17 protein-coding genes and 1 tRNA gene are annotated in these 20,624 nt (G+C 55.0%); 9 read left to right on the forward strand and 9 right to left on the reverse strand.

Going from position 1 to position 20,624, the window contains the following annotated elements; all coding sequences use genetic code 11:
* Positions 1–227 precede the first annotated feature (227 nt).
* From QVZ43_RS13125 to QVZ43_RS13165, 9 genes are all read left to right on the forward strand, one after another.
* Complete coding sequence (locus QVZ43_RS13125) at positions 228–2,558, forward strand: aminotransferase class III-fold pyridoxal phosphate-dependent enzyme (protein ID WP_302910289.1); 2,331 nt, start codon at positions 228–230, stop codon at positions 2,556–2,558.
* Positions 2,559–2,560: 2 nt separating this feature from the next.
* On the forward strand, positions 2,561–3,826 hold the full coding sequence (locus QVZ43_RS13130; RefSeq protein WP_302910290.1) for a carcinine hydrolase/isopenicillin-N N-acyltransferase family protein: 1,266 nt from the start codon (positions 2,561–2,563) through the stop codon (positions 3,824–3,826).
* A gap of 251 nt (positions 3,827–4,077) precedes the next feature.
* Positions 4,078–4,836 carry a hypothetical protein gene (locus QVZ43_RS13135; protein WP_302910291.1) on the forward strand — a complete coding sequence of 253 codons (759 nt, stop codon included), beginning with the start codon at positions 4,078–4,080 and terminating at the stop codon, positions 4,834–4,836.
* A 277-nt stretch (positions 4,837–5,113) separates the two neighbouring features.
* Positions 5,114–7,738: an RIFT barrel domain-containing protein gene (locus QVZ43_RS13140; protein ID WP_302910292.1), complete on the forward strand. Its 2,625-nt coding sequence runs from the start codon at positions 5,114–5,116 to the stop codon at positions 7,736–7,738.
* A 141-nt stretch (positions 7,739–7,879) separates the two neighbouring features.
* Complete coding sequence (locus tag QVZ43_RS13145; protein WP_302910293.1) at positions 7,880–8,179, forward strand: hypothetical protein; 300 nt, start codon at positions 7,880–7,882, stop codon at positions 8,177–8,179.
* Complete coding sequence (locus QVZ43_RS13150; RefSeq protein WP_302910294.1) at positions 8,179–8,880, forward strand: SDR family NAD(P)-dependent oxidoreductase; 702 nt, start codon at positions 8,179–8,181, stop codon at positions 8,878–8,880. The genes QVZ43_RS13145 and QVZ43_RS13150 overlap by 1 nt, the downstream gene beginning before the upstream one ends.
* Positions 8,877–10,223: an ANL family adenylate-forming protein gene (locus tag QVZ43_RS13155; protein ID WP_302910295.1), complete on the forward strand. Its 1,347-nt coding sequence runs from the start codon at positions 8,877–8,879 to the stop codon at positions 10,221–10,223. Before QVZ43_RS13150 ends, QVZ43_RS13155 begins: the two co-directional genes overlap by 4 nt.
* Before the next feature lies 1 nt (position 10,224).
* Positions 10,225–10,824 (forward strand): acyltransferase, encoded by a 600-nt coding sequence (locus QVZ43_RS13160; RefSeq protein ID WP_302910296.1) that lies wholly within the window; start codon positions 10,225–10,227, stop codon positions 10,822–10,824.
* Positions 10,825–10,831: 7 nt separating this feature from the next.
* Positions 10,832–11,887 (forward strand): acyltransferase family protein, encoded by a 1,056-nt coding sequence (locus tag QVZ43_RS13165; RefSeq protein WP_302910297.1) that lies wholly within the window; start codon positions 10,832–10,834, stop codon positions 11,885–11,887.
* 86 nt (positions 11,888–11,973) lie between these two features.
* On the opposite strand, the gene QVZ43_RS13170 is transcribed toward QVZ43_RS13165, so the two are convergent.
* The 9 genes from QVZ43_RS13170 to rseP form a co-directional block, all read right to left on the reverse strand.
* A tRNA-Met gene (locus tag QVZ43_RS13170) sits at positions 11,974–12,050 on the reverse strand.
* Positions 12,051–12,119: 69 nt separating this feature from the next.
* Positions 12,120–12,818, reverse strand: coding sequence for a ribonuclease HII (gene rnhB / locus QVZ43_RS13175; protein ID WP_302910298.1), 699 nt, complete (start codon positions 12,816–12,818; stop codon positions 12,120–12,122).
* A 5-nt stretch (positions 12,819–12,823) separates the two neighbouring features.
* Positions 12,824–14,005 (reverse strand): lipid-A-disaccharide synthase, encoded by a 1,182-nt coding sequence (gene lpxB, locus QVZ43_RS13180; RefSeq protein ID WP_302910299.1) that lies wholly within the window; start codon positions 14,003–14,005, stop codon positions 12,824–12,826.
* 18 nt (positions 14,006–14,023) lie between these two features.
* Positions 14,024–14,815 (reverse strand): acyl-ACP--UDP-N-acetylglucosamine O-acyltransferase, encoded by a 792-nt coding sequence (gene lpxA, locus QVZ43_RS13185; RefSeq protein WP_302910300.1) that lies wholly within the window; start codon positions 14,813–14,815, stop codon positions 14,024–14,026.
* Complete coding sequence (gene fabZ / locus QVZ43_RS13190; RefSeq protein WP_223793109.1) at positions 14,815–15,252, reverse strand: 3-hydroxyacyl-ACP dehydratase FabZ; 438 nt, start codon at positions 15,250–15,252, stop codon at positions 14,815–14,817. Before fabZ ends, lpxA begins: the two co-directional genes overlap by 1 nt.
* A gap of 11 nt (positions 15,253–15,263) precedes the next feature.
* Positions 15,264–16,289 carry a UDP-3-O-(3-hydroxymyristoyl)glucosamine N-acyltransferase gene (lpxD, locus tag QVZ43_RS13195; protein WP_302910301.1) on the reverse strand — a complete coding sequence of 342 codons (1,026 nt, stop codon included), beginning with the start codon at positions 16,287–16,289 and terminating at the stop codon, positions 15,264–15,266.
* Between the two features lie 38 nt (positions 16,290–16,327).
* On the reverse strand, positions 16,328–16,825 hold the full coding sequence (locus QVZ43_RS13200; protein ID WP_223793107.1) for an OmpH/Skp family outer membrane protein: 498 nt from the start codon (positions 16,823–16,825) through the stop codon (positions 16,328–16,330).
* Between the two features lie 42 nt (positions 16,826–16,867).
* Positions 16,868–19,186, reverse strand: coding sequence for an outer membrane protein assembly factor BamA (gene bamA / locus QVZ43_RS13205; protein ID WP_302910302.1), 2,319 nt, complete (start codon positions 19,184–19,186; stop codon positions 16,868–16,870).
* Positions 19,187–19,230: 44 nt separating this feature from the next.
* Complete coding sequence (gene rseP / locus QVZ43_RS13210) at positions 19,231–20,580, reverse strand: RIP metalloprotease RseP (RefSeq protein ID WP_302910303.1); 1,350 nt, start codon at positions 20,578–20,580, stop codon at positions 19,231–19,233.
* Between the last annotated feature and the right edge of the window lie 44 nt (positions 20,581–20,624).

Genomic DNA, 20,624 nt, shown 5'->3' on the forward strand with positions numbered 1-20,624 from the left:
GAGCATCAGGAACCTCGTCAAGGTCAGGACCGAACGTCTTTGCTCACAATGGCAGACAGAGCAAAGAAAATGACCAAACAGTGAAATGGCCACACTCAGGAAAGACCCGGGGCAGCTAACATCAAAGTAAAAGGCCCGGCTCGATTCGCACTGACAAGGTGAAAAAGAATCAGTGACGAGGCTATCAATAACAACGACAACAAGATCTCCGGATGGAGTAGCTATCCATGGCCACAAAACAAGCCGTCCTCCAGCAATACCAGAAGATGCTCTTCCCCGGACGCACAACACGGTTACAGGAAGCCGGCATAGACTTTGTGCCAGACTGGCGGGAGGGTTATCGATACCGGGATATGGACGGTCACGAATTGATGGACCTGCACCTGAACGGCGGCACTTTCAACCTCGGGCACCGGCACCCCGAACTGGTCAAAGCGCTTCGCGATGCCAGCGACCGCTACGACATTGGCAATCACCACTTCCCGTCAGAACCAAAGACCAGGCTCGCCACGGCACTGCTGGACACCATGCCCGACACGCTGTCAAACGTGGTGTTTACCCCCTCAGGAAGCGAAGCGAACGACCTGGCCATCAAAGTCGCCCGCCGATGCACCGGACGCCGAAACGTTCTCTGTTTTGCTGCAGGCTACCATGGTCGCTCCGGTCTCTCCGGTGCCGCCGGGGACGACGAGACAGCACGCGCGTTCTTGAGCGATTATCCCGCCGAGTTCATCAAGGTTCCGTTTAACGACCTGGAGGCTATGACGTCGGTTATCGCACGGCGCGACGTGGCCCTCGTTCTGATCGAACCCCTGCCCGCCACCTTTGGCTTCCCTCTGCCAGCCCCGGACTTCTTACCCGCCGTTCAAGCCCTGTGCCGGCAGCACGGAACCCTTCTGGCTCTGGATGAGGTCCAGACTGGTCTTGGACGGTCCGGGAAGCCCTGGGCCTGCCAGCACTGGGACCTTGAGCCGGATATGCTGATTACCGGCAAAGGCCTGTCCGGTGGTTTATATCCCATGGCGGCGGTGGCGATGAACGAGCGCTGTGCCAGCTGGACACAGCAGGATGGCTGGGGCTACGTGTCCACCTTCGGCGGCTCGGATCTGGGTTGCATGGTTGCCCTGAAGGCGCTGGAGCTTAGCCTGGCACCCTCCACACTGACCAATGTTCAGCAGCAAGCCGCCTTCCTGCGCGCCGGACTGGACGAACTCAGGCAGCGTTTCCCGGCCCTGCGCAGTATCCGCCAACTCGGGCTGATCATCGGGCTGGAGTTCGACAGCGCTACCACCTGCAAGATCATGATCAAAGCACTTTATGACCAGGGCGTGTGGGCCATGCTTGCGGGATTTGATCAGCGGGTGCTCCAGTTCAAACCGGGTTTACTGGTCGATAGATCATACTGCTCAGAGGTACTCGTCCGACTCGAGAAAGCGCTGATCTGGCACCTTAATCACGTCAGCGATCTGATCATGGAGAACGTGCCTCTCGCGCCGGCTGTGCGGGGCGAAACAGAATCCCTGGCTCGCCAGGCTGCGGCACACTGGCTAAATGAACCTGTTGAACTGTCGCTGCTGAAACTGCGTGAGAATGCGGTGTACAAGGTGACCGACGCAGCCGGCCAATCCCACGTGCTTCGGGTCCATCGCCCCGGCTACCATTCCCGGGATGCGATCGAGTCTGAACTGGCATGGATGCAGGCCCTGCGCCGGGACGGATTTAAAGTCCCGGAGGTGGTGCCGACCCTGCAGGGCGACGCCGTGATCGAACATAAAGGGCGCTGCTTCTCGATGGTCAGCTGGCTGGACGGTGAACTCTTCAACCAGCTCGGCGAGGTGCCAACAGGCGTGATCGCCGAGCTGAAATCCCGATATCATGCGCTGGGATCACTCGCCGGCCGACTGCACAACCAAGGCAGCCGCTGGCAGCCACCTCAGAGGTTCAGGCGACCCGAGTGGGATATTGAGGGATTACTCGGAGACAACCCCAACTGGGGTCGTTTCTGGGATCACCCGATGCTGTCCCGCACCCAGCGCCGCCAGTTACTCAAGGCCCGTAATGTGCTGAGGATACTGCTGCAGCAACTGGGTCAAACCGACGATTGCTACGGACTCATTCACGGTGACTTCCTGCCCGAGAACATTCTGCAGCACGAAGGCGAACTTGCTCTGATCGACTTTGATGACTGCGGCTATGGCTGGTTCATGTTCGAAATGGCGACGTCCCTGTTTCCACTCTCGGCGGAACCCTATTTCGATGAACTGGTGGACGCCTATGTGTCTGGCTACCGGTCAGAGCGGCACTTTTCCGATGAACACCTTGAGATCTTCCCAGCCTTCCTGCTCCTGCGGGGAATGACCTACATCGGCTGGCTGATGGAACGGGGCGCGACGCTCAAGCACCGGGATGAACTGTCTCGGGAAATCATCAACGGCATCTGCGAGGCCACTCCCAAGCTGCTCGATGAGCTAAACAATGCTCAGCGGTTCGGAATCGCCCTCCTAACCCGCTGGCAAGAGCTTCGCCTTCCCAAGCCCACCGGGCCTGCGGTGTCCTGATCATGTGCGACACTCTCGTTTATCGAACAGCCCACTGGACGATGTTCGCCAAGAACAGCGACCGTGAACCCGGAGAAATCCAGCACACCAGTTTTATCCCCGCGGTATCCGGCGACACAGCAAAAACACTGCGCACCACGTATCTGGACATCCCACAGGTTCCCAACCGAAACGCCCTGGTGCTGTCCCGCCCGTTCTGGATGTGGGGTGCTGAAATGGGCGTGAACGACAAAGGGCTCGTGATTGGTAACGAGGCTGTGTTTTCCCGGCAGGTAGCCAAGTCCGGAGCCGCTCTGCTTGGCATGGACTTACTGAGGCTGGCGCTGGAGCGCTGCGACCGTGCCTCAGACGCCATTCAGTGCATCGGAGAGTTGCTTGCCGTCCATGGTCAGGGAGGCCCCGCCGGCTACCGGGACAAAAGCTTTCGTTACGACAGCAGCTTTATCCTCGCCGACCCGAGCGAAAGCTGGATTATGGAAACCGCCGGCAAAGACTGGGTAGCGCGCAAACTCGAACAGGCAGGCGCGATTTCCAACGCCTACAGCCTCCATGGCGACTACACATGGGTGAGTGACACCCTCAGCGGGGCATCGGAAAACGAGCTGTTCGATTTCGCCAGCCGATTTGACACCCGCTTTATGCGCACCTTGGGGTGCGCTGCAACGCGCCGAGCCCAGGGCCTGTCCACCCTTGACCAATTGCACGCATCCTCCACGGATGAAGCCGTGTCCGTGGTGATGACCCACTTGCGCAGTCATCATAGCCCTGACAGGGGGATTGCCCGGGGGAGCAACCGGGACATCTGCATGCACGCAGCGTCCATCCTGCGACCGAGCCAGACCTGTGGCTCCATGATCGTCTGCCTGGAAAAAAACCGGAAACCACAACTCTGGCTCACCGGCACCTCGGCACCCTGTCTTTCTTTGTTCCAGGCATTGGACTTCCCTGACTCCGAAACTGAGCTTGCCCCAGTGTTCTATCAGGAAGATCAGGCACAACAGAGCCATTGGCTGCGCTTCGAAGCCGTCCATCGACGCGCCTTGCTGTGCGATGATTTCCAACGGGAACTCCTGGCTGACCGTGACGAGGTTCAAGCGCGGATTCTGCAACTGGCAAATGAGGGGGACATTCGGTCAGGGCAGGCTCTGGCCGAGCGCTGGCATACTCGCTGGCAAGATAAGGCAAGGGGTAACCCCATACGTTACTCGCGATTGAACCCTTACCATCGGTACTGGAAGGCAAGGAACCAGGAAGATGGCATCGGCTAGTTAGGCGTTTCTACCTGCCACTCTCGTGATCTTTCTTAACCGCCTCAACATCTTCCACGCCCGGGGGCAGCCAGCCCAGGTCGGTACGGGTGCCTCCCCTGCTCCTCATTGTTCAGCCTCCCCAGTTTCACTTTGGCACTATTGCGATCATGAACTAGTTTCTTGATGAGGCCGACGCGTCTGATGATCAACTTGCGTACAGCATGTGACCCGGTTTCGTTCGTCGGCGAAGCAAGATCGGGAGAATGGAAATGAATGCAGGTTTCAAGCGGCTTGTTACGTTCTGCACCCTGGGCACGCCTGTTCTGCTAGCAGGCCTGGGCACACCTGTAGCAGCGCAGGGCAACCCGGACTTCAACTGGTCTGTCACACCCTACCTGTGGGCGACTGATACCACGGTGGACCTGAGCTTCCGGGATACGAACATCGGCTCCGGAAACGTCAGCTTCGGAGACCTGGTGGACGCCCTTGACGCCGCCTTCATGATTCATGCGGAAGGCGGCGACGGCCATTGGAGCGGCTTTGTAGACCTGACGTATCTGGACACCTCGAAAACGAATACCCGGCAAGCCTTGACCATCGATTCCGAAAGCGAGCAGATTTTCCTGGACGTTGCCGCTGCCTGGTGGCCCTGGGGCTTCGGCGACAACCTCAACCTTTACGGAGGTGCGCGGTATACAAGCTTCAGCGATTCATTTCGCTTCCGTGCTGCGGAACAGGTGCTCGGAGAACAAAATCAGGATTCGGACTACGCCGATTTTCTTGTCGGCGTTCGTTACCGGTTCGATCTGTCGCAACGCTGGACGTTACTGACCCAGGCCGATACCAGTTTCGGGGAATCCGAAGGCACCTGGCTCGCCCGAGCCAATATCGGCTATTCAGTCGGCAAGCGCCGACAGAATCGTATTCTGTTTGGTTATCAGTTCAAGCAAGCCGAGTTCGAAGACGACGACCTGACAACTGACTTCACGTACAAAGGTGCCATGACAGGATTCAACTTTCGTTTCTGAACTTCGCGCCGGGCATTTGGGTTGCAGAGCCGAACCGGACTACCTTGGAAGCTCGCGGGCCAGACCTCGTGCGGTTCACTTCACTTCCTCCTTACATCCAAAAGTTTAATCATCCCCTTGTTCAATTCATGCGTAACTACAAGAACTCCCACCTGCGGATATCAACGGACGTTGGCAGATACCGCTCGGCTGAGGCGCCAGGCTGGGAACAAGAGCGGGCAAATTGGCCCGAAATGTGCCCTCATTCCGAACATACGACAATGGCGAGAGGTACAATTTGTCCACATTGCAGCAAATCCGGTATGTCTGCCCTCTGATGAAAAACATTTGCGCCAGCGTTGTTACCCTCACTGCTGTTCCATGCGAACTGCCATCGTTAGCGAGATTTGGTTTGCCATGCCCGCGTTCCCGCGTATTCGATCCCTCTTCCGTGCATTTGATCAGGAATGGTGAGCCGCTGGAGTGCAGCATCACCCCCCTCTCGACCTGGCCAGACGGCTCCCTGCGCTGGATGCTTTGTGAAGCGATCGTAAATCAGACCGGTTCGATTGATCTCTGCGTTTCCGATCAGCAAGGCCCACAAGCTCCAAAAGGCGAACCATCACCCATAGAGCTTGTTAACGCGGGCCGCTCGCCCACGAATGATGGTGAATCCTTGTCGTGGCAGCTGTTTGACCGCCTGTTGATGCACTTTGGCATTGATGCCGATGGCAGCACTACCGACGGTCAGTGGCTAGTAACGAACACCGAGCGTGATTCAGATAGCCGCTCGCTGTGGCAAACGACCCGGTTCGAGTGCGTGTTCCAGACGGTGACGGATAAAGAAGGTTCCTCTCAGCCACTGAACGTTACGTTGATACTTGGTTATTGCCACCGGACCCATGAATTCGAGCTGGAGGTGCGAATACACAACCCGTCTGCGGCAGTCCACCCGGATGGCTGCTGGGATCTGGGGGACGCGGGCAGTCGATTTGTCGATCTTTTCCGCCTGAGCCTTGCACCAGCAGAACCAGAGGATACCGACGTTCAGCTTCTGTGCACGGATATCGGCTCAGCGCAGGAAGGTAGCATCGATCAGCCTCTCCACTACCCTGCCGCAGATGGAGAGTTACAACTGCATCAGATGGGCAGCGGAGGAGCAAACTGGCAAAGCCCCATCCATTGGGACGAGAACAAGCATTCAACCGTCAAAGCCAATGGTTTTACGGTGACTCGAGATGGGCTCGAGCTGGCTCAAGGCAGCAGATCCCAGCCGGTTATTCGGCTGGAATTGAACGACCAGATCATTTTGCTTGAACCGAAGGATTTCTGGCAGAACTTTCCTGCGCGTATTCGCGCGTCCGAAAGAGGGCTCAGTTTCGATCTGTTCCCCGATAGAACAGAACTATGTGGCGGCGAAAGCAAAACCTGGTCGATAAGGGGCAGAATTTTTCAAAAGGCAGAAGCGCCTCTGGCCACTGATCTTGGTTCGGGAGAACCGGTCGTTACCTATAATCAACGCTACTTAAATGAGTGTCAGGTGTTGCCTCACCTGTGTTTTTCGGATGAAAAAGGTGCGCTGACTGACCTGATCCAGGCTGGCCTGAGTGGGACCAGTAATTTTTATGAAAAGCGCGAGCGTGTGGATGAATACGGCTGGCGTCATTTTGGTGACTTGTGGGCGGACCACGAATGCCACGGCCTGGAACCACAACCGTATTTTATCTCCCATTACAACAATCAGTACGATCCGTTGATGGGGATGACGCTACAGTACCTGCAGCACCAGCAACCCCAATGGCTGGATTTTGTAAAACCGCTGAACCTGCATATTCAGGATATCGACATCTACGATACTGATCAGGACAAAGCGGAATATAACGGCGGCCTGTTCTGGCACACCAATCATTATTTACCGGCTGAAACCTCCGGCCATCGTTCCTACTCGAAATACCATACAGCGGTGTATCAGGACTTTCAGGGTGGAGGCGGTCCCGGTGGGCAACACTGTTACACCACAGGTCTGGCGCTCCAGTACTTTTTATTCGGAGATCACCGAGCAAAACAAAAGGTCATTCAGTTAACCGAATGGATCCGTCAATTCTACAACGGAAATGGTTCACTGCTGGACCGCACCTTTCGTCTATTTACGATAGATATCAAGAAGAATGTCTTTACGAATATCGGTGTCAAGGCGCCGGGCTACCAGTACCCGCTGGACAGAGGCATCGGCAATTACCTGAACGCTCTTATCGATTGCTATGACGTGACCAATGATCAGCGACTTTTGCGAGAAATGGGCTGGGTGATTCGTCATACCTGCCACCCCGCTGAAGATATCAACCTGAGAAATCTTGATGATACCGAAACCGGTTGGTTTTACACGGTATTCCTTCAGGCAGTGGCACGCTTCCTGTTTCTCAAGGAGTCCTTGGGTGGGATTGATCCGGATTATTGGTATGCACGGCAGTGTTTGCTGCATTACGGACACTGGATGCTGGACAACGAGCATTATTATCTCGACACACCGGAAAAGCTGGAATTCCCGAATGACACATGGTGTGCACAGGATATCCGTAAAGCCAATCTATTCTGTTTTATGTTTTATTTTTCCGAAACAGAGCAACCTCAATTTCTGGCCCGCGCGGATGAGTTTTATTGTTATGTAAAAGAGCATTTGACCGGTTCTGATGAGGCACAGTACACACGTTTGCTCGCATTGATGATGCAAAATGACGGTGTCCAGCAGAAGTTCAAAGACAAACCTCGTTCGCAGGTGGCGTTTCAAACACATGATTTTGGTGCACCACCTGCTTACAGTACTACCCGTATTATGACGAACTATGTTAAAGATATGCTGAGGGCATTGATAAACTTATCGCTCACACGGGAGATTCGGTGGCTCAAGTTAAGGCTTCGATAAACCGGTAGCTAACGAGTATCGGGAAGAGTTGCCCACAACAAGACTCTAAAACCTTTCAAAAACAAAAACAGGCCGTAAGGAAGTTAAAGATACCGTTTTTACAGGGTGTGTAATGCGGCAGTGGCAACATTGGAGGTAGCGATGCCAGGTGTAGATATCCAACAGATTATTTTTGACGCACTGGAACTCACCAATCATGCAAGGGAAGATCATCGTCAGATCGTGATTTGTGAAAGTACCCTGTTATTTGGTAATGACGGTGTGCTGGACTCTATGGAGCTGGTGGGGTTATTGATCAGCATCGAGGAAGCCCTCCTTGATGAGGGCATTGAAGTGACATTGAGCGATGAACGTGCCATGTCCCAGTCGAAAAGCCCCTTTCGCTCGGTCACCACCTTAACGAATTATATCCAGGATTCGATCAACGAGCCCGCATCCTGATGGGGGCTCGCAGAATACTGGTCACCGGTGCCAGCCGTGGATTAGGGCGCGCTATCACTGAGCATCTGCTGGCAAAGGGCGATGTGGTTTATGGCTGCTCCCGTGGTCAGTCCGATTTAAGCCATGAGAACTATCACCACTTTTCGGTGGATATTGGCTCTGATGAGTCCATTAAGACCTTCTTTTTCGAGTTGCGTCGCGCAACCAGATCCCTGGATGCACTGATCAATAATGCAGGCATTGCCAGCATGAATGCCTTCGCGTTAACGCCCCCCGCCACCTTTCAGCAAGTCTTCAATATTAATGTCCAGGGCACCTATCTGTGCAGTCAAAAGGCGCTGGGCATGCTCAGAAAATCTGACCATGGTCGAATCATCAACTTTACGACCGTCGCGGTCCCCCTGCAGTTGGAAGGTGAATCCATTTACGCCGCCAGCAAAAGCGCTGTTGAAACACTCACAAAAGTAATTGCCAAGGAGTATGGCAACTTTGGCATCACCTGTAATGCTATTGGCCCCTCTCCCATTGATACTTCACTGATTAAAGGGGTACCCGCCAGCAAGATTCAGGAGCTTGTGCAGCGTCAGGCAATAAAAAAGATGGCGACCCCTGATGATGTCATTAATGTAGTTGATTTCTACTTGCAACCGGGCAGTGATTTCATCACAGGCCAGGTTTTGTATTTAGGTGGCGTATCATGATGATCGATTTTTTCATGGAGTGCTTGCAAGCGTCTCCGGAGCACGAAGCAGTGGTGTCTTCTGAGTTTTCGGTGACCTTTGCCGGATTAACACGCTTGATAAGCACTTATGAAGAATGGCTGGACAACCACCGTATAGCCGAAGGCTCTGTCGTGTCCTTCAGTGGCGACTATTCCCCCGGTGCCATCGCCTTGTTTATGGCATTGGCGAAAAAGCGGTGCATTGTCATCCCGCTGTCGCAAGATTCCCAAAAGCAGTTTTCCGAGTTTCGAGACATCGGTGAGACTGAATACGATGTTGCGGTGAATGACGAAACTCTTGAATTAACGGTCACTGGACGCACAGCCGGCCATCCAATCTATGCCCAGCTTCGAGAGGCCAGACAACCTGGGCTGGTGCTTTTCTCCTCGGGCTCCACCGGTAAAAGCAAAGCGATTGTCCAGAACCTGGAAAAGCTGATGCTCAAGTTCAGGCAACCTAGAAAAGCCATGCGGATGCTCATTTTCCTGCAACTGGATCATATCGGTGGTGTGAACTCACTGCTGTATTCCCTGGCGAACAAGGGTACGACCATCGTTTCGGACGCCCGCACACCGGATAAGGTCTGCCAGGCCGTGGAGCAGTTCCGTGCAGAAGTTTTGCCCACCTCTCCGACGTTCCTCAATCTCTTGTTGCTGTCCAAAGCCTACGAGCGCTTTGACCTGTCGTCACTAAAGCTTATCACCTACGGCACGGAGCCCATGCAGGAGAGCACGCTCGTTAAACTGGGAGAGGTTCTTCCGGGGGCGACGCTGCAGCAAACCTACGGCTTATCCGAGGTCGGCATTCTTCGTTCCAAATCCCGATCATCGAATTCAATCTGGATGAAAGTCGGTGGCGACGAGTTCAAAACAAAAATTGTCGACGGAACGCTCCGGATTAAGGCGGAATCCGGAATGCTGGGCTACCTCAATGCACCCAGCCCTTTTGATGGAGATGGCTACCTCGATACCGGTGATCTTGTGGAACAGGACGGTGAATGGATCCGCATACTGGGCCGCGCCAGTGAAATCATCAACGTGGGAGGTTTAAAAGTCTTTCCGGCTGAGGTGGAGAGCGTCTTACTCGATATTCCCGGAGTGAACGATGTCGTAGTCTACGGAATCGATCACCCAATCACCGGCAAAGTGGTTTGTGCGAAGTTCGAGCTTGCCGAAGTGATAGCGCTCCGGGAACTCAAGAAGCGTGTGTTCCAGCACTGCAAAGACAAGCTGGCGCCCTACAAGGTGCCCGGGAAGATCATCATCACCGACGAGCCCACCTTCAATCAGCGTTTTAAACGAATGAGAAGAGAGAAGGTTTGATATGGTGAAACACCTTAAAGCCATACTCAATCTGGTCAGTAAGGTTCTGGTTTTGCCATTGGCTGTGCCCACCAGGCTCGAGCAGTGGCTGATCTCGCCCCATACCGAGCTCGTTTACAATATCTGTTCACAGATGGTGGCGATTCTTCCGGGTATGCCGGGGGCTTTTCTGCGGCGAGCCTTCTACTCCCTGACTCTGGAAGAATGCTCGGACCATTGCCACATCGGCTTTGGAACCATTATTTCCCATCGCACGGCAATCATCAGGGATCATGTCTATATCGGCAGTTATGCACTCATCGGAGCAGCTGAAATTTGCGAGCACAGCCTCATCGGTTCCCGAGTGAGTATCCTGAGCGGCAGGGCCCTGCACATTCTTGAGGAAGACGGCACCTGGAGCGACTATTCTCCGGATCGGTTGACTCAAATAACGATCTCAAGAAATGTGTGGGTGGGTGAAGGCGCGATCATCGTAGCCAACATCGGCGAGGGCTGCATGATCGGAGCGGGATCGGTTGTAACCACAGATACCAAGCCACAGGTGGTTATGTCGGGTAATCCCGCACGATTTATCAAAAAACTGAATTCTGAAGTGAGCTGACACCATCATGGGACCCACGGAAAGGCAGGCCTTTATTGACTGGATGAAGGCACTCGGCATGCTGCTGATCGTAACCGGTCACGTAATAGGCAGCCCTCATGCCATGTTTAATGAAGTAACCCAGCCCATTTATACCAAACAGTTGGGTGTCGCCTTCTTCATTTTCATTATGGGTTGGGGATTGACCCGGGAAACAGGCCCCTGGTTTCAGGTACTCTTCAAACGCCTCTTTCCCATTTATTTTTACGGAATCGCCTGCGCCCTCGTCCTAAGTTTCATTTTTTGGTTTACAAAAGGTGACATCAACGAGAGCAATTATCTGCCCTTCATTGGTGGGGCAAACGTTTTCCTTAATTATTTTCCGGCAAACCCAACAACCTGGTACATCGGAACCTATCTGCATGTGCTACTTCTGTGGGCGATGGTCCTGCGGGGAAAAACAATCACACCGGCGCTAATTATTGGTGCGTTGATTTTTGAGATATCGTTCAGGACCTTACTGGTCTACCTGAATAAAGATTTCATGGCCTATATGATGCTACCAAACTGGCTATCGGTGTTTTTGCTGGGGATGTGGCTTGCCAACAAAAAAGATCTGGAGTTTGGTGCGGGTACGCTGGCTGTTGGCTTGCCGTGGTTAGCAGGCCTGCTTGCCTGGGCCTGGATCGGGGGCGGCCTTTCAATGGATAATGACTTTCCATTCCGCTCTTTCTCAGGACCGGAGGGGGGGATCAGCATAATGGCCCAGTCGCTATTGATCTCAGCGGTATACCTGATCAACACCTTTGTTTGTTTTCAGGTTGCGAGAAGGCTTTTTGCCAGCCAGGTAATTGAATTCTTTTCCCGGAATACGATCTTAGTATTTATTTTACATATGCCAATCATACTGGCATTTTCAGGTTACTTTTATGACCTGACAGGAGATCACGCATACAAACGAATCCTATGGGTTCTGTTTCTGTTTGTTGCTCTTTCTCTATTTTCCGAACTGTGTGAAAAGTTCGTTAGGGTCAAAAGGATTCAGCTTAGGGTTTCCAGCGTTATTTTTCGGACTCGTGCTTAGACGGGACGGAATGCATGCCTTGGTCGTTTCTCAGACCTGAAATAAAAAAGGCAGATCAGGAAATACCGATCTGCCTTTCTCATATGTGGTAGCGGGGGCTGGATTCGAACCAACGACCTTCGGGTTATGAGCCCGACGAGCTACCAGACTGCTCCACCCCGCATCAAAACTTTTCGGATCCGGACAGTGCCCGATCAACGAGCGCGTATGTTAAGGATTGGTGTCAGTGCTGTCAATCTCTATTTCCAAACAAATCGACAGAAAAATGCAGGTACTCATCGTCCTGCCCTTCCCGCTCGTTTTTAGCTGTCCAATAACCAACCCGATCAATCGCTTCCTGCACCGGCCGGAATGACTTCCGATGCTCCGGTGTAGCCCCCAGCGTCATCAGGGCTTCCATGTGGACAGGCGTCGGGTAGCCCTTGTGCTTCGCAATGCCATAGCCCGGATATTCCAGGTCCAGAGCTTCCATTTCCCGGTCCCGAACGACCTTGGCCAATATTGAGGCCGCGCTGATGGCTTCTACCCGGCTATCGCCCTTTACCACCGGCTCCGAGGGCCAGCGCCATCGCGGAACCCGGTTACCGTCCACGAGGACATACTCCGGCTGCACGCTCAGACCTTCGACCGCACGTTCCATGGCAATCATGGTGGCCTGGTATATGTTGTACTGATCTATTTCGTGAGCCTCGCACCGGCCAAGGGACCAGGCCAGAGCGTGTTCGATGATCTCATCGAAAAGCGCCAGGCGTCTTTTTTCAGTCAGCTTCTTTGAGTCCGCCAGCCCGGCAATGGGCTTTTCCGGGTCCAGGATAACAGCTGCCGTCACTACCGCACCGATCAAAGGGCCACGACCCACTTCATCAACACCAGCGAGCAGATGGCCCTGATAGGAGCACTCGAATGGCGGTAATACATTCTTGTTAGCCATAGTCGCTATCGACGCTCCAGCAGTCCGGAAATGGCCTCTGCCGCCTTTTCGTCGGCATCCTGCCGAAGCGTCTGGTGCAATTCTGTGAAAGCGCTGATCAGCCGTTGCACCTCATTATCGTTTTCCAGTCTTTCCAGCACAGCAGCACCGAGACGCTCGGGCGTGGCATCGTCCTGCAACAGCTCAGGAACCAACTCTTTACGCGCGAGAAGGTTCGGCAAGGCGACGTGGGGAATCTTCACGAGGCGAGACAGCAACTTATAGCTCAAGTTACTCAAACGGTAGCCCACCACCATGGGCTTCTTAAGCAGCATGGCCTCCAGGGTAGCGGTTCCAGAGGCCAGCAAAACCACATTCGAAGCTGCCATAACCTCACGGGATTGGCCGCGGACAATGGTGACAGGCAGTTTCACTTCAAGCGCATCAACCAGGGCCCGGACCTGCAGCTCCCGTTCCCGGTTGACGCAGGGAATCACCAGTTGGACGTCTGGCCGACGCTCCTGAATCCATCGGGCCGCTTCGAGGAACAGCGTTCCTAATCTCTCGATTTCTCCGGCACGACTGCCCGGCAACACAGCTAGAAGTGGCGCATTTTCATCCAGTCCCAGCTCGCGACGAGCCTTGCCTGTTTCCGGAATCATCGGAATACGATCCGCCAACGGGTGCCCCACGAAAGCAACCGGCACCTGATGCTCCTCATAGAATCGGGCTTCAAAGGGGAACAGCGTCAGCATCAGGTCAACCGACTTGGCGATCTTGAATATGCGCTTCTGTCGCCACGCCCAGACCGACGGGCTGACATAATGGACGGTGGGAATCCCAGCTTCACGACAGCGGCGCTCGACGGTCAGCGTAAAGTCTGGCGAATCGATACCAATGACGACATCGGGCGGCGTGGCAAAAAAATACTCGAATAACCGCGCCCGGATATCAAACAGTTCGCGAATCCGACCCAGTACCTCGACCAACCCCATCACCGATAGCCGTTCCATGGGGACCAAAGAATGAAAACCTTCGGCCACCATTTCTTCCCCACCAATCCCCACAAAACGTGCCGCAGGATAACGGGCACGAAGGGAGCGGATCAGGCCGGCACCGAGAATGTCTCCCGATGCCTCGCCGGCAACAATACCAAAGGTGATTTTACGAGTGCTGACAACGCCAGTCCGTAAGCCGTTTTCTGACACCAAGGGGCTCCCGCCGGGTTAGCGGATGATGCCACGGTGGGCGTTACGCAGGGAATCAATCAGCGGCCGGACTTCGGCAACGTCGCCATAGCTCTTGCTGAGCTCTTCAACTGCCTGTTCGGTGGTTAATCCCTGACGATAAATCACTTTGTAGGCCCGACGCAGGGTCAGCAGGACATCCTTGCTGAAGCCTCTGCGCTTCAGCCCTTCAACGTTCAGACCATGAGGCTGTGCGGATTGACCGCTGGCCATCACGTAGGCCGGGATGTCTTTGAGGACAATACTGCCACCGGCCGACATGCAGTGCTGGCCGATATTGCAGAACTGGTGAACCATGGTACCGCCCCCCAGGATAGCGTAGTCGCCTACGCTAACGTGACCAGCCAGGGTCGCACAATTGGCTAGGATGGTGTTGTTACCCACCACGCAATCGTGGGCAACGTGCACATAGGCCATCAACAGGTTGTCATTGCCGATGCAGGTCTTCCCCTCATCCTGGATCGTGCCACGATGAATGGTGACGTTTTCACGGATGACATTGTTATCACCGATGGTCAGGGTCGTTGGCTCGCCAGCGTATTTCTTGTCCTGACACTCCTCACCAACACTGGAGAACTGGAAGATCCGGTTATTTCGACCTATGACGGTGGGCCCTTTCACAACGACGTGGGACATAATTTCAGTCCCCTCGCCAATTTCCACATCCGGACCGATGTAGGTCCAGGGGCCGATGGTCACGTTGTCAGCCAGCTTGGCCGACGGGTGAACAATCGCTTGCGGGTGAATACCAGACCAGTCAGTAGTCGCCATCAAACTTCTCTCTCAGCGGTCATAATCTCAGCCACGCACACAACCTCACCTTCCACCAGTGCCCGGCAATTAAACTTCCAGATTCCCTGCTTGCCGGAGACAAACTCCGACTCCATGCACAACTGGTCTCCTGGCAACACCGGACGCTTGAAGCGTGCCTTGCTGGAACCAGCCAGGTACTGAACCACACCATCCGCTGGTTTTCGATCCACGGTAATGAATCCAAGAATGCCAGAGAGCTGAGCCATCGCTTCAATGATCAGCACTCCAGGCATGATCGGGTTGCCAGGGAAATGCCCCTGGAAGAACGGCTCATTCATCGAGACATTCTTGTAGCCCTTGATGCTCTTGCCCTTCTCCACGTCCGTTACCCGGTCCACCAACAGGAATGGATAACGATGGGGCAGGTATTCTAGGATCTCGTCCATCTTCATCATAGCGATCAGCCTCAGCCCTCTAGCTTCTTTTCAAGTTCCTTCACCCGTCGGGCCAGCACATCAAGCTGACGGAATCGCACGGCGTTCTTGCGCCACTGTTTATTCGTATCGGTACCGGTACCCGAGGAATAGACACCGGCTTGCTTGATATCACCGGTCACCAGAGTCATCCCTGTCAGGTGAACCTGGTCTGCGATGTTCAGGTGGCCGGCAATGCCCGAGGCGCCACCGAAAATGCAGTATTTTCCAATGGTGGTGCTACCCGCAATGCCGACCATCGCCGCCATCGCGCTGTGATCTCCAATCTGGACGTTGTGAGCTATCTGGATCAGGTTATCCAGCTTCACACCATCACCGATCACCGTGTCATCCAGCGCACCCCGATCGATCGTGGTGTTAGCGCCTACTTCCACATCATTCCCCAGAACCACACGGCCGATCTGCGCAATGCGGTGCCAGACACCTTTTTCATTCGCGAACCCGAACCCATCGGAGCCAATCACTGCCCCACTGAGAATATGACAGCGTTCACCCACAATCACATCGTGGGCCAGTGTGACCCGGGGCCGAATCACGCTCCCGGCACCGATCTGTGCGCGCGCGCCAACCACTGTGCCGGCACCGATAACCACGTTTTCGCCGACCTCAGCCCCGGCTTCAATGACCACGTTGGGGCCGATAGACGCGGTACCCGCTACACGGGCGGTATCGTCGACCACTGCCGATGCATGCACCCCTGCAGTCGCCGCCGGTTCGGGACTGAACCAATGACTGAGACGGGCGTAGCCCAGATATGGATTATCGAGAATCAGGGCACTGGTGCCGACCTGCTCTGCCACGGACGGTGACACAATAACGGCCGAGGCCTGAGTATCAGCAAGGAACTTGGCATAGGCCGGATTGGCCAGAAAACTGATCTGGCCAGGCATAGCGGCCTGCAAGGTTGCAAGGCCGCCAATCTGGGTATCGGGATCACCCCGGAGCTCTGCACCCAGCGCCTCCGCGATGTCTTCGAGTCGGTAGAGCCTGTCTGGCATTACGCACTCCAAACGTATCAGGGAATGCCCCGCAACAATTAACGGTTCAGTTTTTCCAGCAGCTTCTGGGTCAGATTCATTTCCGGCTTGACGTATACCACCGCTTCGCTCGGCAGCATCAGGTCGAGGTCGTTCTCTTCAACCAGTTCCTTTACCGCCGCATCAACGTCCGGGCGGGCCTGCTCCAGAAACTCCTGTTTGCGCTGGGCGACGGTGCTGTCCAGGCGCTGCTTCATGAAATTGAATTCTTTAACCTTTTCCTGGAACTCACCTGCCAGCTTGTTACGCTCGGTCTCATTCATCATAGCCCCATCTTTTTCGAGGCGCTCCTTGAGCTTGCGAGCCTCATCCTGGACCTGACGGACCTGGGCTTCATCACCGGCAAAATCTTTCTGCAGCTGCTCACTGAAGCTTTGCGCCTCGTTTGAAGAGAACAGCGCCTGACGCAGGTCGACAACGCCGATTCGGGTTTCTGCCATAGCTGGCAGGGAAAGGGCCATCATGGCCGCCGCAAATACCACTAGCAATCGGGACATCGTGTTTCTCCTATTGTTCATCCATTAATGGTGCATTTTTTATCAGAATGTTTGCCCCAGAGAGAACTGGAATACCTGGGTTTCATCTTCAGGCTTTTCGTTCAGCGGCTTCGCCAGACTGAACGCCAGCGGTCCAACCGCGGTGATCCACTGGAAGCCAACACCCGCAGACAGGCGGACTTCATTCAGCTCGGGATCAAAGCCCCGATCTGTGTCGAAAACCTGACCGGCGTCCATGAAGAACGCCGTACGCATGGAGCGACTGTCTCCAGCAAACGGCACCGGGAAGATCAGCTCCAGACTACCCTCTGTCAGCAGGTTACCGCCAAACGGATCGGGGTCGGAAAAGTCGTTCTCGGAATTGGTGGCTCGGGCGCCCAGCGAGTTTGCCTCGTAACCACGGACAGACCCGTAGCCACCCGCATAGAAGTGCTCGTAAAACGGCATCTGGGTACGGTCGCCATAACCATCGCCATAGCCAATCTCGGTACGGGCCCGCACGACCCAGCTGCCGGTGTTGGTGATCGGGAAATAAAAGTCCGTCTTGTGGCTGGCCTTGTAGAAGGTCAGGTCACTTCCGGGGACAGCAACATCCAGATTGAGCGAGTGGCTGTAACCATCGGTAGGCAAAATACCACGGTTAAGAGTGCTCCGACGCCAGCTTCCAAACAGGAAGTAATTATCGAAGGAGTCGCCCTCCTCGACAATGAAGTCGCGCACTTCCTGAGAGGTAAACAGCCCCTCTTTGATATTGGACCGGGTATAGCCAACACCAAAGTTCAGCCGGGTAACGCTGTCCGTGGGGTAACCAAAGGTCAGCCGTCCACCGAACTCATCCAGCAGGTACGACGAAATATCCTCTTCCTCGTAATCCGTTTCTCGGGCAAACAGACTGAATCCGCGACTCACGCCGTCGACGGTGTAGTACGGGTCCAGGTAAGAGACGTTGGCGCTCTTGACTGAATCACTGACGTTGACGCCAAACGAAACCCGCTTACCGCTGCCGAAGAAGTTGTTCTCGGATACGTTTACGCCAAGAATGGCGCCGGAGTCCTGAGAAAAGCCAATGGATGCAGAGAGACTGCCCGTGGGCTGCTCTTCGACCGTGTAATTCACATCCACGAGATCATCGGTTCCAGGAACCGGAACGGTTTCAACATCGACCGTTTTAAAGAACCCCAGACGCTCGAGCCTGGTTTTGGAGAACTCGATGCGGTCGGATGACGCGATGCCGCCTTCCATCTGGGTCATTTCCTGACGGAGGACATCATCACGGGTGGAGACGTTACCATCGAAATTGATGCGGCGGACATAAGCTCGCTTGCCGGGCTCCACATAGAAGGTCACCGCAGCGGTATTATCCTCGCCGGGCTCCGGTATCGCGTTGACGCTGGCAAACGCATACCCCTCTCGCCCAAGGCGAAACGACAGTGCCTCCGAGATGGCGGTCATCCTGGCGCGGGAAAACACATCGCCTTCTTCAAGGGGGATCAGCTTGCGCAGCTCTTCCTCACCCACAATCAGATCACCGCGCAGGTTGATGTCGGAAATGGTGTACTGGGGCCCTTCATTTAGAGCTATGGAAATGAAGACCTGCTGCTTGTCGGGAGAAATGGATACCTGACTGGAATCCACTCCGAAGTCCAGGTAACCGCGATCCAGATAGAAGGAGCGAAGGGTTTCAAGGTCACCGCTCAAACGCTCCCTTGCGTACTTGTCAGCATTTGTGATGGAGGTCCACCAGGTGCTGGTCTCAAGTTCAAACAGGTCCAGTAACTGTTCGTCGGAAAAATCCTGGTTACCGACCACATTGATATGCTGAATGGCAGCAACCGAACCTTCATTGATATCCAGCTGGATCGATACCCGGTTTCTGGGCAGTTCCTCGGCCGTGGCTTTAACCCGCGCGTTGTAGCGACCCTGAGCGATGTAGGACCGGAGAATCTCCAACTCGAGGCGCTCCAGCGTCGCCCGACGGAACACCTGGCCTTCCTGCAGTCCGGCGCCGGTCAAGGCATCCATCAGCATCTCGGTCTCGATATTCTTGTTACCCTCGATATCGATCGCGTTGATGGACGGGCGCTCGCGCACCGTCATGATCAGGACATTACCGTCACGGCTGGCCTGGATATCGGTGAACAGGCCAGTCCTGAACAGAGACTTCATCGCTTCAGCCAGATCCCCCTCGTCAATCCGCTCGCCAATATTCACAGGCAAGGCGGAAAACACGGTTCCGGCAGAAACGCGCTGCAATCCTTCTACTTCGATATCCGCAACCGTAAATTCATCCGCAAGTGCTGACCCTATGCCGGTTGCGGCAACAGCAAGGCCAACGGCCACATTCAGAAGAGAACGTCTCATTCAGTTATTTCGCCTGGTTAATGCGCGTAAAGAGCCCGCAATTCTCACAACCGCATCAGGTCGTTGTAAAGGGCAAAGATCATTAATGTCAGAATCAGCGTCATGCCAATTCGCAAACCGAAGAGCTGAGCCTGCTCTGAGAGCGGCTTCCCGCGGATTGCTTCAATGGTGTAATAAACAATGTGTCCGCCATCCAGAACGGGAACGGGCAACAGGTTAAGCACCCCGAGGCTGATACTCAGGTAGGCCAGAAAACGAATGAAATCCTCGAACCCCGAACTGACACTGGCTTCGGCCACACGGGCTATGGTAATCGGCCCACTGAGGTTGGAGGGCGAAAGCAGCCCGGTAAACATCTTCTTGATGGCAACCAACGTCAGGCGGGTATCCGCCCAGGTTTCCTCCAGGGCATTCGGGATAGCCGCCAGCGGACCGTAACTTATGTCCCGCAGTGCCTCTTCCGGCCAGGAGAAGGGTTGCACGCCGGCACCCACGAAGCCAATCGTCTCGCCACTTTCCAGCGTTTTGGCTTCCGGACGTACCTGAACCGTGCGCTCGGCGCCATCGCGTGACACGGTAAATTCAAGGACTTGCTCGGGAGCCGCCTTCACCGCTTCGACCAGCTCGAACCAGGAACCGATGGCCTCTCCGTCGATGGCGAGAATCTCGTCACCCGGTTGCAGCCCCGCCTGCTTGGCACGTCCCGAATCGACAATCTGCCCCAGGATCGACGGAACGTCCGGTCGCCAGGGTGTAATACCAAATTCGCCCAGCGGATCTGGCGATTTGGTACTTAACCGCCAGCCCCCCAGTTCGCCGGTGATCGAACCCGTCGCACCGGAATCAGACACCTCCATGGAAACCGGGCCATGTTCCCCGGCACGCTCCAGCAACCGCATATTCACATCCCGCCAGGAGGTTACCCGATGGCCGTCCACGCCTTGGATTTCCATGCCTTCCCGCAGCCCCATCTGTTCAGCGACGCTGTCCTCGCTGACGCTGCCAACAATGGGCGCGACATGGGTAACACCCACAAGACCCAGCAGCCAGTAGGCAAACACGGCAAACAGAAAGTTAGCGACGGGGCCGGCGGCGGCAATGGCTATGCGTTGTGAAGGCGGCTTGGACGAAAAGGCCTGGTCCCTGAGCTCTTCTGGTACAGGGGCCTCCCGCTCGTCCAGCATCTTGACGTAACCGCCCAGAGGTATGGCTGCAATGGCAAACTCAGTACCATGCCGGTCGTACCAGGAAAACATCGGCTTTCCGAAACCAACCGAAAACCGAAGCACTTTTACCCCGCAGCGTCGGGCCACCCAGAAATGGCCATACTCATGGAGGGTCACCAGGATCCCCAGAGTCAGCGCCAATGCCAGAATGGTCTCTATCAATTGCATAATGTTCTCGATTGCTCGTTCATTGGCAGCCCGGAGTTCAGGCG

Source organism: Marinobacter suaedae (assembly GCF_030519635.1).
In the GTDB taxonomy this organism is placed as follows: domain Bacteria; phylum Pseudomonadota; class Gammaproteobacteria; order Pseudomonadales; family Oleiphilaceae; genus Marinobacter; species Marinobacter suaedae.

What these genes read in the sequence shown, in the direction of transcription:
- QVZ43_RS13125 (WP_302910289.1), top strand. Translation starts at nt 228, where the DNA reads ATGGCCACAAAACAAGCCGTCCTCCAGCAATACCAGAAGATGCTCTTC.
- QVZ43_RS13130 (WP_302910290.1), top strand. Translation starts at nt 2,561, where the DNA reads ATGTGCGACACTCTCGTTTATCGAACAGCCCACTGGACGATGTTCGCC.
- QVZ43_RS13135 (WP_302910291.1), top strand. Translation starts at nt 4,078, where the DNA reads ATGAATGCAGGTTTCAAGCGGCTTGTTACGTTCTGCACCCTGGGCACG.
- QVZ43_RS13145 (WP_302910293.1), top strand. Translation starts at nt 7,880, where the DNA reads ATGCCAGGTGTAGATATCCAACAGATTATTTTTGACGCACTGGAACTC.
- QVZ43_RS13150 (WP_302910294.1), top strand. Translation starts at nt 8,179, where the DNA reads ATGGGGGCTCGCAGAATACTGGTCACCGGTGCCAGCCGTGGATTAGGG.
- QVZ43_RS13155 (WP_302910295.1), top strand. Translation starts at nt 8,877, where the DNA reads ATGATGATCGATTTTTTCATGGAGTGCTTGCAAGCGTCTCCGGAGCAC.
- QVZ43_RS13160 (WP_302910296.1), top strand. Translation starts at nt 10,225, where the DNA reads ATGGTGAAACACCTTAAAGCCATACTCAATCTGGTCAGTAAGGTTCTG.
- QVZ43_RS13165 (WP_302910297.1), top strand. Translation starts at nt 10,832, where the DNA reads ATGGGACCCACGGAAAGGCAGGCCTTTATTGACTGGATGAAGGCACTC.
- rnhB (WP_302910298.1), bottom strand. Translation starts at nt 12,818, where the DNA reads ATGGCTAACAAGAATGTATTACCGCCATTCGAGTGCTCCTATCAGGGC.
- lpxA (WP_302910300.1), bottom strand. Translation starts at nt 14,815, where the DNA reads ATGGCGACTACTGACTGGTCTGGTATTCACCCGCAAGCGATTGTTCAC.
- fabZ (WP_223793109.1), bottom strand. Translation starts at nt 15,252, where the DNA reads ATGATGAAGATGGACGAGATCCTAGAATACCTGCCCCATCGTTATCCA.
- lpxD (WP_302910301.1), bottom strand. Translation starts at nt 16,289, where the DNA reads ATGCCAGACAGGCTCTACCGACTCGAAGACATCGCGGAGGCGCTGGGT.
- QVZ43_RS13200 (WP_223793107.1), bottom strand. Translation starts at nt 16,825, where the DNA reads ATGTCCCGATTGCTAGTGGTATTTGCGGCGGCCATGATGGCCCTTTCC.
- bamA (WP_302910302.1), bottom strand. Translation starts at nt 19,186, where the DNA reads ATGAGACGTTCTCTTCTGAATGTGGCCGTTGGCCTTGCTGTTGCCGCA.
- rseP (WP_302910303.1), bottom strand. Translation starts at nt 20,580, where the DNA reads ATGCAATTGATAGAGACCATTCTGGCATTGGCGCTGACTCTGGGGATC.